The organism is Candidatus Glassbacteria bacterium, from assembly GCA_019456185.1.
Taxonomy (GTDB): domain Bacteria; phylum Gemmatimonadota; class Glassbacteria; order GWA2-58-10; family GWA2-58-10; genus JAJRTS01.
In genome coordinates, this window is sequence record VRUH01000016.1 from 56164 (window position 1) to 70529 (window position 14366).

Annotated in this window: 9 protein-coding genes; 4 read left to right on the plus strand and 5 right to left on the minus strand. The window is 60.3% G+C overall.

Annotation, left to right across the window (positions count from 1 at the left end):
* The 4 genes from FVQ81_08200 to FVQ81_08215 all read right to left on the minus strand — a co-directional run bounded on the left by FVQ81_08200 (position 1) and on the right by FVQ81_08215 (position 5209).
* On the minus strand, positions 1-1164 hold the full coding sequence (locus FVQ81_08200) for a hypothetical protein (GenBank protein ID MBW7996530.1): 1164 nt from the start codon (positions 1162-1164) through the stop codon (positions 1-3).
* A gap of 254 nt (positions 1165-1418) precedes the next feature.
* On the minus strand, positions 1419-3488 hold the full coding sequence (locus FVQ81_08205; protein MBW7996531.1) for a DUF2264 domain-containing protein: 2070 nt from the start codon (positions 3486-3488) through the stop codon (positions 1419-1421).
* A 27-nt stretch (positions 3489-3515) separates the two neighbouring features.
* Positions 3516-4640: an AI-2E family transporter gene (locus FVQ81_08210; protein ID MBW7996532.1), complete on the minus strand. Its 1125-nt coding sequence runs from the start codon at positions 4638-4640 to the stop codon at positions 3516-3518.
* A gap of 2 nt (positions 4641-4642) precedes the next feature.
* Entirely contained in the window at positions 4643-5209 is a 567-nt protein-coding gene (locus FVQ81_08215) for a cyclic nucleotide-binding domain-containing protein (GenBank protein MBW7996533.1), read from the minus strand.
* A 196-nt stretch (positions 5210-5405) separates the two neighbouring features.
* Between FVQ81_08215 and FVQ81_08220 the strand changes: the two genes are divergently transcribed.
* Both FVQ81_08220 and FVQ81_08225 read left to right on the plus strand, forming a co-directional pair.
* Positions 5406-7370 (plus strand): MBL fold metallo-hydrolase, encoded by a 1965-nt coding sequence (locus FVQ81_08220; GenBank protein ID MBW7996534.1) that lies wholly within the window; start codon positions 5406-5408, stop codon positions 7368-7370.
* Between the two features lie 252 nt (positions 7371-7622).
* Positions 7623-10343: a hypothetical protein gene (locus tag FVQ81_08225; protein MBW7996535.1), complete on the plus strand. Its 2721-nt coding sequence runs from the start codon at positions 7623-7625 to the stop codon at positions 10341-10343.
* Between the two features lie 260 nt (positions 10344-10603).
* Here FVQ81_08225 and FVQ81_08230 read toward each other — a convergent pair whose 3' ends face one another.
* Positions 10604-11881 (minus strand): Gfo/Idh/MocA family oxidoreductase, encoded by a 1278-nt coding sequence (locus FVQ81_08230; protein ID MBW7996536.1) that lies wholly within the window; start codon positions 11879-11881, stop codon positions 10604-10606.
* 232 nt (positions 11882-12113) lie between these two features.
* Between FVQ81_08230 and FVQ81_08235 the strand changes: the two genes are divergently transcribed.
* Both FVQ81_08235 and FVQ81_08240 read left to right on the plus strand, forming a co-directional pair.
* Positions 12114-13448 carry an amidohydrolase gene (locus FVQ81_08235; protein MBW7996537.1) on the plus strand — a complete coding sequence of 445 codons (1335 nt, stop codon included), beginning with the start codon at positions 12114-12116 and terminating at the stop codon, positions 13446-13448.
* Positions 13449-13467: 19 nt separating this feature from the next.
* The gene (locus FVQ81_08240) at positions 13468-14232 is read left to right on the plus strand and encodes an MBL fold metallo-hydrolase (protein MBW7996538.1); all 765 of its coding nucleotides are present in this window, start codon (positions 13468-13470) and stop codon (positions 14230-14232) included.
* Positions 14233-14366: the final 134 nt, after the last annotated feature.

The following is a 14366-nucleotide window of genomic DNA, read 5'->3' on the forward strand; positions in this document are numbered from 1 at the left end:
TTATAAAGAGATATGTACCGAGCAATGCCAATGAAGGATTTTGCCGTGAAAAAGTACGTAATCGAAATATTCCTTAAGATTTTTGTGTAACCAGCTTATTTGTTTCTTATTCATTCTCCAATGGTTAATATCAACATTTTGTCCCCACTTATGATTACCGTGAGATTCTATATGCCCTCCCCAAGGTAAACTCAAGTCATTGACCCATAATTTCCTCTGATCATCAGTTACTTCCCCGAACCGCCCGGCTTCCAACTCCCGCCCGAAAGCATCGGCCAGGTCGGTTATCGCGGTCACCAGTTTTTCCCGGCCCCAGTGTGAGTCGGGATGTGCACCGTCGCGAGTGTAGGTTTCTATATACGGATGGTCAACTGCGCTGAGGTCTTCCATGGTCTCGGCAAATTTCACCTCCAGCGGGAAATCGCACTTGCCGAATCCCTGCATTACCAGCGTTATTCTAAACCTGGAGCAGAAATCAGTCGCCTGGTAATTCACCGTTACCGACCGGCCGCTGTGCGGTATCTCGAACTCCAGCGCCGGGTCACTACCGGATGTGGCTCTGGCCGAAATAAGGTCGGTGCTGAACGTCCCGGTAAATTCCGGTTCGCGCCCCACGTCATGGTAATGGCCGCCGAATGGGATCGTGGCCACATGCTCTATCGCCAGTGAGACCTGCGCCCCTTCAGTACCGGTAATCACAAAATCCGCGGCTGGAGGATAAGATTGCTCTGAGGTGCCGCCCGGATGGAGCAGCACGAGCGGGTAAGCGCTCGTACCGGGACTCAGCGCAGTCCCGTTAAATATTACAGATGATCTCCGCTCCGTTTCGCGCAGAGCGTTCTGCGTCGCATTCCGGGCCTCGCGGATTTGCCGGGCATGCTTTTGCAATTGCCTGGTTTCTTGAGTATTGCCGCTGATCCTGCTGACCAGTCGTTCCAGTTGCTGCGGGATTTTAGCGCTTTTGTTCAGCATTATTCGCGCGGCGCGTTTCACCCTGCTTCTCTCAGCTTCCCACGGCCCTCCTTTAATGCCGCTTGCCAAAGCCTTGACCCCGCGCTCCAACTCTTGCATCGCCTGCACGGTATCCCGGTCGCTCACGTCATACTCCAACATGATAGCGTCGATTGCTCTTGCTTCGGCCAGTAATTGTTCGAAAATTCCCATGTTGCCCCCAGGTTACTGAGAATAGTCCTGCACACCAGTTATTCTGGCCTTAAAATAACACGGAATACCGGCCATGTCCAGCGCAACTGGTTAATTAGTATACGTTTAGGTGGATTATGCGAATAATATTATTTCTGTCGGATCGGGAGGAAATGGCTGAATGAACAATTTTTTTTCAGCAGTGGAATCGCATAAAAAAAGCGGGCCGTTATCCAGCCCGCCCGCGGCAAATTATTGCGGAATCTTTTTCTGGCCTAAAAAATCTCGATCAGGTTCTGCACATCCTCGAACCGCACCCACAGCCCCTCCTCCAGCCGGTCTTTGAATACCTCGAACTCCGGAAGATCGATCCGTTCGCCCTTCGCCCCGTCGGCGTAGAATATCACCAGCGTCCGCGGCGGCACCGGCTCGCTGCTGGTCCACTGGGGCCACGCGCCGCTGCCGCCCAACAGGTGGCTGTGGTTCCAGCCCTCGCGCGGCAGGACGTGGACCGTCTCCAGCCGGCCCTCCGGGGCTTCGAGCACGCGTATCACGCTCTCGAACTCGCCGCCGCTCAAGCGCAGGCTGAGGTCGTTGGGATTGAGGATTTCAGCGGGCCGGCTGCCGTGCGGCACGGAGATCCCGTAGCCGCCCATCCGCATGTACAGAGGATTGGGATAGGTGTGGTACACGCAATGCGCCTCGCCCTTTTTGCCGATCAGGGTCTGGGTCACCACCCGGGCAGATCCGTCCCGGCCCAGATCGGCCATCCAGTAGTCGGCGTTGTGCCGCTCGCTGATAAACAGCGCCGATGGCTGCGTGCGGTAGACCCACGTTTTCCCGTCCAGGCTGACCCCGCTGCGCCCGGCCGACAGGTCCGGGCCTTCCTCGCCCAACGCCGCCCAGCCCAGCACCGAGGAATAAGCGTGCTGGAAATACTTGATCCCGGTCTGCCAGCCGGGTGTATTGTGGCGCGGGCTGCCGATCGGGTACAGCCTGCTTTCGCCGCGCACGGCGTCGGTGCGGAACACCATCTGGCTGCCGGAGACCACGTGGACGCCGCTGGTGTTGTCGGCCGGCATCGGTTTCTCGCGCGAGGTCCAGAACGGGTGATCGGCGCTCAGCAGCAGCGGGCTGAACCCCACGCTGACCCAGTAGGGCGCGCCGCGGTGGATATAGTCCTCGGCGATAATCGCGTTGGGGCCGAGCCAGCCGGGTTGGACCAGGCCGTTGGGACTGAGCAAGCCGCCCTCCCAGAAGTATTTCAGTGTCCCGGATGCAATCCGCCGCTCCAGTCCCGGATCGAGTGTGGCCAGCCCCGCCGCCTCAGCGTAGCCCACCGGGCACACCGAGGCCACCCGGTAGGTCAGCGAGCGGCCGAACGGGACCGGGGAGCCGTCGGAGCCGAAAAACCAGGGGAAATGCTCCATGAATCTGGCGGTGGTTTCCCGGATTCCCCGGCCGAATTTCTCCTGCCACTTGCCGGTGTAGCGGTAGTGGTAGAGATTGAACATCTGGAAACCCCAGAAGTTGTAATAATCCCAGGCCCGGTTGCCCCCGTCGATAAAGAAGCCGTCCCCCGAGTGCCAGCTCTGCAGCCGCGCCATCTTCTCGGTGATATAGTCATAGTCATAGTCGAACCCGTAGCGCTCGAGTACCGGAACCGGCCCGGTGTTGAAATACCAGCAGTTGCATTCGTAGCCCACCCCGTGGACAAGCTCGCGGAACCAGGCCGCCAGGCGGCGTTTCTGCGTATCGGTCAGCGGGTCCCAGAAATAGCGGGGGCAGTACATGATCGCCTGGGCCAGTTGGTTGCCGAACGCCCCGTAAGGCCCGGTCGGCCCCCAGTAGGCCGAGTCGTCGGGATTGGTCCCGCGGATCATGCCGATCAGGTAAGGCCCGTTGACCGTCCCCTGCCAGCCAGGAACCCGGTTGCCGCCGGTGGCAGCGCAATAGAACGACGCCAGGATCATCGTGCGGCCGAACGCGTTGCGGCTTTCGCCCTCGAAACTGCCGGTGTACTGGAAATGCCCGCTCTCGGCGTCCTCGCCGCGGAAATCCGGCATCCCTGTTTCGCGGTCGAAATAGGGCAGGAAGCCGGCCACGATCCGCCCGGCGATCTCGAGCCAGTGATCGCGCGTGTAGCCGGTAAACGGGGAGAGTGTGCTGTCGGCCTGGGCTTTAAGGTCAAGTGGCGATTGGCTGCCCGCGGCACCTGAGGATACGGGCAGGCTGAGAGCAACCAGCGTAATGAATGCGATCAGGGTGCGAGCTGCGGCTTGAGTCACTTTTGCGCTCCGGGATACGGTTGACGATAAGCCGGGGCAGCGATGGCTAGCGGAAATTGCGGTGCAAAGCGCCGCCGGGCGGTGTCAGTGGCGCAGGTGGCGGATACTCTCGGACACCTCGAATATCATGGTCTGGATGATACTTGCCAGCGGGATCGAGATGATCATGCCGATAATCCCGAGCATCTTGGCGCCCAGGATTACGGCCAGCAGCACGATCAGCGGGTGGACGTTCACCGAGCGGCCCAGCAGCACCGGAATCAGGTAGACATTATCCACAAGCTGGGCGAATGCCAGCACGCACACGATAGCCAGCACCGGCGCCCAGCTCGAGGCGTACTCAGCAGTGTCCGCGTACTCGGGAAACTGCGGCAGCAGGACATACTGGACAATCGCCACCAGCAGGACCGGTATCGCGCCGATTGCGGGACCGAGGTAGGGGATGATGTTGAACAGGCCGACCGTAATCGCCAGGAAAACCATGTAGTAAATCGGCTGGAACACCATCCCGACGACGATAAAGCCGGTCAGGACGCAGCTGCCGACAACCAGCGATTCGATCAGCTTGGCGCGGATGAAGCCGCCGACTATCTGGTTGATCTTCTGGTGGATGTTCAGGCTCATCTCGAAATAGCGGTTGGGCAGGAACCCGATCACAGCCCGCTTGATCCGGTACCCGTCGAGCAGAAAGAAAAACAGCGCCAGCGGGACAATCACCATCCAGGTGAGCACGGTCCCGAACGTGGCCCCCGTGAACAGCAGGGCCTGGCGCACTTTCGACTGGCCCATGGCCAGGATCCGCTCGCCGAAATCGAACCTGCCCAGCCCGAACTTGCCCTCCAGCTCGCCGACCCTCCGGTTGATCTCGTCGTTGATCATGCTGCTGTAGAAGTCAATCTGGCTGGCGAAATCCTCGTATTCTCCCAGCACCAGATTACTGAGCAGCATCCCGGTCAGGACCATGGTGACAAGCAGCGCAAGCAGGACAATCAGGATCGACTTGGAACGGGACACGCCGCGTCGTTCGATAAAATCGACAGCCGGGGAGAGGATGAAGACGAAAATCAGGGCCAGCAGGAACGATGAAAGCAGGCCGGGGACCCAGAGCAGCACGGTAATCAACAGCAGCGAGCACAGCCCCAGTATGCTGAGCTTGAATGCGGGTTTGAATATCAGCGGATGGGAATCTTTGCTGTCCGAAATTATCATCCTCAGGCCTGTTCATCATCTGATACGCTGGAGCGGGCTTCAAGCTGCTGCTGGAGTTCCAGCAGATTTTCGTTGCAGTCGTTAAGCCGCTGGTCGGTTATCCGCAGCCGTCTGACCAGGATTTGCATCATGTTCTGCTGCAGTTTCACGCCCAGCCTGGGGCTGCGGCTGATAATCGAGATCAGTTCGCTGCGGAAGAAGCCGATCAACCGCGTGGGGGTGACAGCTACCGCGGTGGCCGAGCGCGGATGGTCGTCGATCAGGGCCAGATCGCCGAAAAAATCGCCGTTCTCCAGCATGGCGATCTCATGGTCCTCGTCGGTATTGGGTCCCAGGCAGATCCTGATCTTGCCGCTGTCGATCACGTACATCCCCGCGCCCGGTTCCCCCTCGACAAAGATCACTTCCCCCTCGTGGTAGTTGCGAAGGTAAACGATTTTTTCCACCTGGCGCATTTCAGTTTTGGAAAGGCTGGTAAATACCGGGATACGCCTCAACACGGCGGCCACTGAACGCTCGTTGGTCTCTTCATTGAAAACGTTTCCCCAAAGGGCGCTGATCCTGCTCAAAGCAGTCCTCCCTGTTCGGTTTCACGGCGAGGGCCAGGCTTTTCCGGCCTGTGAGGTGGTTTTTCAATATATTCCAGATCGGCGGGGGGCGCAATAAATTCCCGCGACAGCGTTGCGGCAGCCAAGAGGCAAAACCCTTGACATCGGACTTGCAGGGGAAATATTTGGACAGGCGGGCCCCAGCCGCCCGGAGGAGATGGAATCCACAGCCGACGGAACTCATAATCAGGAGAGCCCCATGATCAGATCAACTTTTTTCCTGGCCCTGTCGATCTGCATGATTTCTGCCGGGTGCAATCCCGGTCCCGGCGGACAGACCGGCATCCAGGGACCGCCGGCGGTTCGGCAGGCCGAGGATTTTCCCTATGAGCCCGAGCTCAGCCACACCAGGGATTTCGTGCCCACAGGGGCGCTGGAGCGGATTTCGGAGAATCTCTACCGCTACCGCGACTGCGCCAATGTATATATCGTCAAGAGCGGCGCGGCGGCCCTGCTGGTCGATTTCGGGACCGGCGACGTGCTCGGCCGGTTGGCCGGGATCGGCGTGGAAACGGTGGAGGAGGTCCTGCTGACCCACCATCACCGCGACCAGGCCCAGGGGCTGGTGGATATCGGCGGCTACGAGTTCAAGGTGACTATCCCGGAGGCAGAGGCGGTTTTTTTCGAGGATGTCGAGAATTTCTGGGACAACGTCAAGCTGCACATCAACTACGACTGCCGCTCGCACTGGAACACTCTCCGCCGCAGTATCCGCGTTGACCGGAAAGTGGCCGGCGGCGACAGTTTCGAGTGGCGGGGAATCACATTCAAGGTGGTCGATACCCGCGGCAGCTCTCATGGAGCGGTGACTTACGCGGCTGTGATCGACGGGCGCACGGTGGCGTTCAGCGGCGATCTGATCAGCGGCAGTGGCAAGGTGACCAACTGGTTCGATCTGCACTGGAGTTATTACGGGTTCACCCAGGGGATCAACGCCAGCGACTCGTCGTTTGCCCGCGTACTGGCCCACCGGCCGGAAGTCCTGCTGCCGTCCCACGGCGATGAGATAACCGATCCCGCGGGCGCGATGGCCGCCAACCGGGAAATCCACGCGGAACTCCGCGAGATGTTGATCCCCAACGAACTGCACCGCGTCAAGCACGAGGTGCGCGAGATCACGCCCCACCTGGCGTATATCGGGATGAACACCTACGGGCTGGTCAGCGAAAGCGGCAAGGCACTGCTCTGGGACTACGGGTATGTGGAGCGCAGGATGGTCAACGAGTTCAAGCGGCGATTCAACGTGGACAAAATCGACGTGGTCACGTTCAGCCACTACCACGACGACCATAATATCCGGGCTTACGAACTCGGGCACGAAGACGGCACGGAGATCTGGATCTACGAGAACATGGTGGAGGTCCACGAGCACCCGAAGCGTTTCAAGCTGCCCTGCCTGATCCCGTTCCCGATCGAGGCCGACCGGGTGGTCCATGACCGCGAACGGATTCAGTGGGAAGAATACACCCTCGAATTTTTCCACATGCCGGGCCAGACCGAGTACCACACGGGCCTGGTGGTGGAGGTGGACGGGCAGCGGGTGATGTTTACCGGGGACAACACCTGGAACAAGGTGTGGCCGGACAAGGTGCGTAACGGTCCCTTGGTCCCGCACAACGTGTATTTCCTCGACGGGGGTTTTATCAAGTGCGCCAGTCTGATGCTCGAGTACGCGCCGGACATGGTCTGCCCGGCCCATACCGAGGAGTACTACCCGACCCGCGAGGACCTGGAGGGCTTCCTGGGCTGGGCCAGACGCGTGCGCGAGGTGATGAGTGCATATATCGACCAGCCGGACCCCAATTTCGGGATGGACTACAACTGGTGCCGGTTCTACCCGTACCGCTCCGAGCCGCAGGCCGGGATGGAGTTCAGGGTGGAGGTGATGATGCGCAACCACCTGTTCGTCGAGGCGGAAGTTAAAGTTGAGTTGAAAACGCCCGCGGACCTTGATTGCGCCCACCCGGTCCGCACGCTGACTATCGGGGCCAAGCAGCAGGTGGCCGTGCCATTCTTGCTCAAAGCGCAGCCGGGCGCAAGCGGCCGCCGCGTGCTGAGTGCCGATATCACGATCAACGGCCGCCGGATCGGCGAGTACGCCGAGGGGCTGGTGGATTTGTAGTCCGGATTGACAAGTTTTGTGCGGTTAGCTGAAGAAATGTTGCATTGCTAAGGGTATGTGAGTTTTGGTTTAACACACTCCGTCCCGGCATACCGTGGACACCCCTTTCAAGAAAGGAATTTTGCTCGGTTACAGTGGAGGATGAGCAGGATTATTGATCCCCTGATAAGCGGGGAAACAGGGGTGTGTATTGATTACCTGAGAATTTTCAGCTTAAATACAAATCGAATTCAGAGTAAGTGAGGCAGGTTGATGAAACCGTGGCGCTATGTGTTTGCTGCACTTGTGATCGTCGCTTGTACCTCACAAAGTGGCAGGGAACAGGTTGTCGATTTGTCCGGGCTGCCGCCAGCAGTGCAAAGCGTCCTCGGCCCGGCTGCAGCTGATCTCGCCAGCCCCGAGGGCCGCACTGTTCCGCACCTGTTCGCCCCGGACTCGCTGGACCTGCCCACAGTCGCCCGCCGGACATTTGCCCTCATCGATCACGGAATATCCCACGGGAAGCTGGACACCGCCCGCACCCGCCTGCTGGATGAATACGCGGACTACATGCTGGCTTTCCAGTACGAGGAAGAGCAGGATTTCAGCCTGGCCGGAGCCGCCCTGGCGCTGGTTGGAATGCTGCACAGTACGCCGGACAGCCTGGACCCGCGCTACGGTTACGGCCTGGCGCGGATGTATTACCCGTTGAGCCGGGGCTGGGAGAATGTTTCCGGTGCGGACAGCGCGGCAGTGTTGTATGTGGCACGGACAGCAATGGAAAAGAACCTGCCGCTGATCCCGGAGGTATTGGACTATGCCCGGGCGTCCGGGGGGGATCTCGACCGGAGAGCAAAAACATTCCATCTCGGCGACAGCCGCGAGGAGTTTATCGAGTCTCTCGAACTTCCCGGCCAGTGGGGAGGGAGGCTGAAGCGAGCGCTGGGTGATCGTGAACGGGAGCAGGCGGAAAAGGTTATCGCAAGGTACTATGCTGAAAAACTGGCGCCGTTCGCACCCGAGCGGGTAGGGCTGGGAGATGGTCAGCTTGCCGAGGCCGACGACCTGCTGGAGAATGTCTTCATCCTGCGGGCCCACATGGTCCGTCGCCACGATTTCGGCGACGAGGTGGACTGGACCACGGTGCTCGACGGGGATATCGAGTCCAACGTCTCGATCAACAACCATCCTCATCTATTACTGTTAGCTCGTGCCTGGAAGGCGACGAGCGAGAAGAAATATCGCGACAAGCTGATCGAGCTGCTGGAATCGTGGATGGAGCAGTCGCCCCGGCCGGATATCGGGCAGGGACGCTTGCAGTGGCGCACCCTGGAGGCCGGTGCGCGGCCCTCAGTCCGCTGGCCGCAGATCATGGCGCTCGCCGCCTCCGACAGCATGTTTGTCGACAGGATGTTTTTTCCGCTGGCCTATTTCCTCTACCTTCACGCCGACTACCTGATGGTGCACAACATGCGGCACCTCTCGAACTGGGGCCAGGTGGAGAGCGCGGGCCTGTTGAGCGGTGCAATGATAGTCTCCGAGCACCCGGATGCCCCTCTTTACCGTCGCACGGCCCTGCGGCGGTTCGACTATCTCAACCGCGAGATGTATTTCCCTGATGGACTCCACACCGAGAACTCGTTCTACTACCACGCGTTTCCCCTCCGGACCCAGGCCGAGGTGTACAAGCTGGCCCTGAGCATGGGCGTGGCGCTGGACAGCAGCTGGACCGGCGTGATCGAGCGGGGGATCGAGGCGCTGGTGCTGGGTACGCTGCCCGACGGATCGAAGCCGATGGTCAGCGACACGGGTCCGGCCAAGAGCTATATCGGAGCGATGCAGAAAACAGGGCGCGAGCTTTTCCCCGGCAACCAGTTGTTTCAGTACCCGGTCGGAATCCCCGAGTATCCCGACGCCGGCGCGGAGCAAAAATCCCACTGGTTCCGCTGGGCGGGCTACGGAGTAATGCGCGAGGCGTGGCCGCCCTACGCCCAGTACATGCTGTTCGACATGGGTTACTACGGGACAAACCATCAGCACGAGGACAAGCTGAACCTGATTGTCTACGCCGAGGGCCGGGAGCTGATTCACGACCCGGGAATCTACCGTTACAGCAACGACGGGTTCGAGCGTTATTTCCGGGGCAGCCGGGGGCATAACGTGGTGCTGGTCGATGGGCTGGGCCAGCGTCGCGACATGTTTTTCGACAAGGAGCACCCCTACGCCGGCGAAAGTTTTCCAGACAGCGACTCGCGCTGGGAGGAGCATGAAAAGTATATCCTGGCCGCCGGCGCGTACCGCGCGGGGTTCGCCCAAAAACTCCACCCTCTATGGTACGACGGCCCCAGGGATCAGGAGCGCGAGAGCCTGATCGATATCCACCACGAGCGCAAGGTACTGTGGGTGAAAGAGGAATACTGGGTGGTGCTGGACCGTCTGCTGGGACCGGGAGAGCACCGCCTGGAACAGGTCTGGCATTTCTCACCCGTGATTACCACTCACGACGCCGATGGGGTCGGCCCGGGAGTGGTGGAACTTATCGGCAACCGGACCGCGGTGGGAGACAACCCCGGAGTGGCGGATATCGCGGTGATGCAGGTGGGGGGCGCTGATATCAGGGCGCGGAAAGAAAAAGGACAAAAAGACCCCCACGTGGGCTGGACATCGCTTTACGGCGAGAACCCGGCCTGGGACGTGACTTTCGAGGCGAAACGCCCTATGCCGGCAACGTTTGTCACCGTGCTGTACCCGCTGAGGCATGACGATACCCCGCTGCCGGAAATCCGCACTTACTCCCAGGATGAGAACGGAGCCGCTTTCGACCTCGTATTCACCGATCATATCGACCGGCTGGTGATCGCTGCGGGAAAGTCCGTTACTGCAAAATTTCCCGGCGGGCATTTTACGGGCGAGCTGCTTCTGCTGCGTAAGGAGCGGGGCAGGTCGTTCGAGCCGGTGTTTTATTTGGGGCTGACGGACCTGTTCATGGAGTAGGGGGGAAGGCAGAAGTCAGGAGTCAGGAGACAGAAGACAGGAGTCAGAAGAAAAGCAAAAGCATCAAGAGAAGAAATAAGGAAAAGAAGCGAAAGACAAAAGCTCAGCGGGGCGGCACGATCATTGCTTTCCGCCGCTCCCCCCGCCCCGCCTCCAGGCCGACCTTGAGAAATAAATAGAGTTGTTCAACAATTACAACATAAACTATAAAAGCCCCCGCTGAAGCCGGGGGCTTTTTAGTTGCGCATTTCGTCCGGCGCTCAGTCCCTGAAATGCACGTGGGGGTTATCGCCGTACTCGATCACCACCGGGCGTCCCTTGCTGGTGATCGACATCCGGCCGGCCTCGATCACCAGCTCGTTGTAGGAGCTGTTGGCCGGCGTGGCGATTACGCCCTCCTCATCGATAGCCCGGATCATATCCCGGCGGGCTTTCAGAGCCTCCTCGCCCGTTTTGCCCTCGGCCGCGGCTTCGACCCGGATGGACGCCTTGATGATATTCTCCACCGAGCGATGGCCGTAGCCCACCGGAGTCATCGCTTTGCCGCCCATGTCCAGCAGCTTGAAATAGTCCGGGCTGACCTCGTTGTAATAGCTGTCTCCCTCGTCGCCGCCCTTGACCGTGTAGCTGTGTTTCACTCCGCGGTACTGGTCGTCGTGGATCACCAGCGCCCCGTCGCTCTCGCCCCGGCAGAACATGGCCATTCCCTGGCTGTTGCCGCCCGGAGCCACGTTGGGGTAGCCCATCCCGTTGAGGGCGGCCAGCACCGCGCCGTTGTCCCACACCACCCGGCCGTCGGTCCACAGGTAGCCCATCTTGCCGTTCGGGTACGGCTCCTCCACCCCGTAAACACTTACCTCAACCGGCATGTGCCCGGTGATAAACGCGATCGTGTCCACGTAGTGGCAGCCGATATAGGTGAACATGTCGCTGTTCTCGGTGGTGCACCAGTTCTGGAAGTTGGAGTTGCGGTAGTACCACGGTTCGATCAGCGAGGCGTAGCCCAGGCGGAACTCGCCCAGCTCACCGTTGCGGTATTTGGCGCGGGCGATCAGGTTGCGGTCGTCGAAACGCTTATGGTACTCCACCCCGACAAACAGTCCCTTTTCCAGAGCCAGTTTCTCCAGTTCCACAGCTTCAGTGTATTTCAGCACCAGCGGCTTGACCGACAGCACGTGGTGGCCGCAGTTCAGCGCCTCCTTGACCATCGGGTAGTGCAACTGGTCAGGCACGGCTATAACCGCGATACTGTGCTCGGGCGCATCGGCCAGCACCTGCTTGAACAGGTCGGGGAACTTCTCCTCGGGTCCGACCCTGGTGAAATCGGGATACGGCGTAAAAGTCTGTCCCGGGAAACTTGTTTGCAGGGTCTGGTTATCGGCGATCTTCTTCAACGGAGGGCCGTCGAGCGCGATAATCGAGATTTCGCCGATCAGCCCCGTATTCTGCAGGTGGTAGAGCGAGGGCAGGATCTGGATCTCGGTGATCATCCCGCCGCCGACCAGCAATGCCTGCGGCTTCTCGTAAGTCGTGCTCATTATCCTGAATCCCCGTATCTGAGTTTGAGTTTTCTTGATTGTTGGCCGTTGTGAGGCGGCAGGGGACAAGTTTAAGCATTTTCGCCGCTCAAATCAAGGCCGCCGGCTGGGGAAGGCGGGAAATACCGTGAATCCTCGCACCAAAATAACGAGGCGGCTGTTGTCATCCGGCGCGCGGGGTGATATAGTTATGCGGCTAACCGAACTTAACCGCTTCCCGGGGAGAGCCCTGATGAGATTTTTTTCCGCTGCCCTACTGCCGCTGGGCATGCTGCTGGCCGTCCAGTTATCGTTAACCGCCGCGCCTCCCGATCTGGACGCGCTGGCGCAAAAGCACACCGGCGAATTGCTGGAAATGTACAAGCATTTCCATGCCAATCCGGAACTGAGCTTTTTCGAGAAGGAAACCAGCACCCGCCTGGCCGGAGAGCTTGGCAAAGCCGGATATGAAGTCACCCACCCGGTCGGCAAATATCCCGGTCATCTCGACTACACCTGCTGGGGAGTGGTCGGAATCCTGCGTAACGGCCCCGGACCGACTGTACTGGTGCGCGGGGACATGGACGGCCTGCCGATAGTGGAGAACACGGGCCTCCCGTACGCCAGCAGGGTGCGGATGGCCGATATCAGCGGTGAGGAGGTCGGGGTGATGCATGCCTGCGGCCACGATGTCCACACAACAGTGCTGATCGGCACGGCCAGGATGCTGGCCGAGTTGAAAAGCGAGTGGAGCGGAACGGTGGTGATTGTCGGGCAGACCGCCGAGGAACGCGGCAGCGGGGCGCGGGCTCTGCTGGCCGACGGGCTCTATGAGCGCTGGCCCGTGCCCGATTACGCAGTTGCCGAGCACACCGACCCCTCGCTTGAGGCCGGACAGGTGGGATACTGCCCGGGCTGGGCGATGGCGAATGTGGACATGATGGATATCACGATCCGGGGAGTGGGGGCGCACGGCGCAAGGCCGCACCAGGGTGTGGACCCGATAGTACTCTCAGCCCAGGTGATCAATGCCCTGCAGACCGTGATCAGCCGCAATATCAACCCGGTCGAAACGGGCGTGGTCACGGTCGGCTCGATCCACGGCGGCAGCAAGCATAATATCATCCCCGCCGAGGTGAAGCTCCAGCTGACTATCCGCTCGTACAAGGAAGAGGTCCGTCAGAAGATCTTGGAATCGATCGAGCGGATCACCATTCACACCGCCCGCGCGGCCGGAGTACCCGAGGACCGCCTGCCGATTATCGAGGGGGGAGTCGAGTTTACCCCGGCTCTCTACAACGACCCCGAGCTGGTGGTGAACACTGTCCAGGCGCTTAAAGCCAGACTTGGTGAAGACAACGTTATCCAGATTTTGCCCACCACCGGCGGCGAGGATTTCTCCGAGTTCGGCCGCACGGACCACGACGTGCCGATCTTCATGATGCGCCTGGGCACCGCCGAACCCGGCAGCGATCCGGTGTCGCGTCCCGGACTGCACTCGCCCCTGTTTTGCCCGGTGCCCGAACCGACACTAAGGACCGGCATGGTCGCGATGACCACGGCGGTGCTGAACCTGCTGGGCAAGTGAACCGGGCAAGGAGCGCTCGATGAAACTGACCGTACTGGGTTCCGGAACCCTGGTGCCCCATGCGGAACGGGGATCGCCCGGATTCGCGGTCAGCGGCGATGGATCACCGGAGGTGCTGCTGTTCGACGGTGGCTCGGGGACGCTCCAGCGCGCGGTCCGTGCGGGGATCGACTGGCGCGCTGCCAGCCGCCTGTTCTATACCCACTACCATCCCGACCACACCCTGGACCTGGTATCGTTCCTGTTCGCCGCCAACTACGCGCCGCCCGAGCCGAGAACCAGCTCCCTGACCGTTTTCGGTCCGGCCGGTCTGCAAAATTTCTACCACCGCGTTCAGGCCGCCTGGCCGTCGGTAACGCCGACAAACTACGAACTGGCTCTGCGGGAGCTGAACCCCGGTGATAATGTCGAAATCGAGGGAAACTGGTGCGTAAGCTGCGCGGCGATGGACCACGGCGAGTCCGGAGGGCTGGGATACAGGGTGGAACGCGAAGGGCGGGCGCTGGTGCTGAGCGGAGATACCCAGTACTGTCCGGAGCTTGTGCGGCTGGCCGCGGACGCCGATCTGCTGGTCTGCGAGTGCAGCGCCGATGACGCCGGCCGGGTGGATGGCCACATGACACCGTCCCAGGTGGCGCGGGTGGCCGCTGAATCCGGAGTGAAAAAAATCCTGATCAACCATGTTTATTCACCGTTGGCCCCCGAGATTTTGGCGGCAGAATGTGCGAAAATATCCGGGGCGCGGGTCGAGCATGCGGTCGATCTGCGGAGCTACGAGGTCTGAACCGGGAGGGAGGCAGAAAGATGGAATGCCGCGCCGGAGTGAGTTTGCTCTCAGGGCTGCAGCTGGTATTGATATCCTTGTTTGCGCCGGCTTTTGCGAATTGCGCCGGTGACAAGGCCCTGCCCGATGCCGGG

Bases quoted from the DNA above. Each gene is read 5' to 3' on its own strand.
- FVQ81_08200 (MBW7996530.1), bottom strand. From the start codon at position 1,164: ATGGGAATTTTCGAACAATTACTGGCCGAAGCAAGAGCAATCGACGCT.
- FVQ81_08210 (MBW7996532.1), bottom strand. From the start codon at position 4,640: ATGATAATTTCGGACAGCAAAGATTCCCATCCGCTGATATTCAAACCC.
- FVQ81_08220 (MBW7996534.1), top strand. From the start codon at position 5,406: ATGGAATCCACAGCCGACGGAACTCATAATCAGGAGAGCCCCATGATC.
- FVQ81_08225 (MBW7996535.1), top strand. From the start codon at position 7,623: ATGAAACCGTGGCGCTATGTGTTTGCTGCACTTGTGATCGTCGCTTGT.
- FVQ81_08230 (MBW7996536.1), bottom strand. From the start codon at position 11,881: ATGAGCACGACTTACGAGAAGCCGCAGGCATTGCTGGTCGGCGGCGGG.
- FVQ81_08235 (MBW7996537.1), top strand. From the start codon at position 12,114: ATGAGATTTTTTTCCGCTGCCCTACTGCCGCTGGGCATGCTGCTGGCC.
- FVQ81_08240 (MBW7996538.1), top strand. From the start codon at position 13,468: ATGAAACTGACCGTACTGGGTTCCGGAACCCTGGTGCCCCATGCGGAA.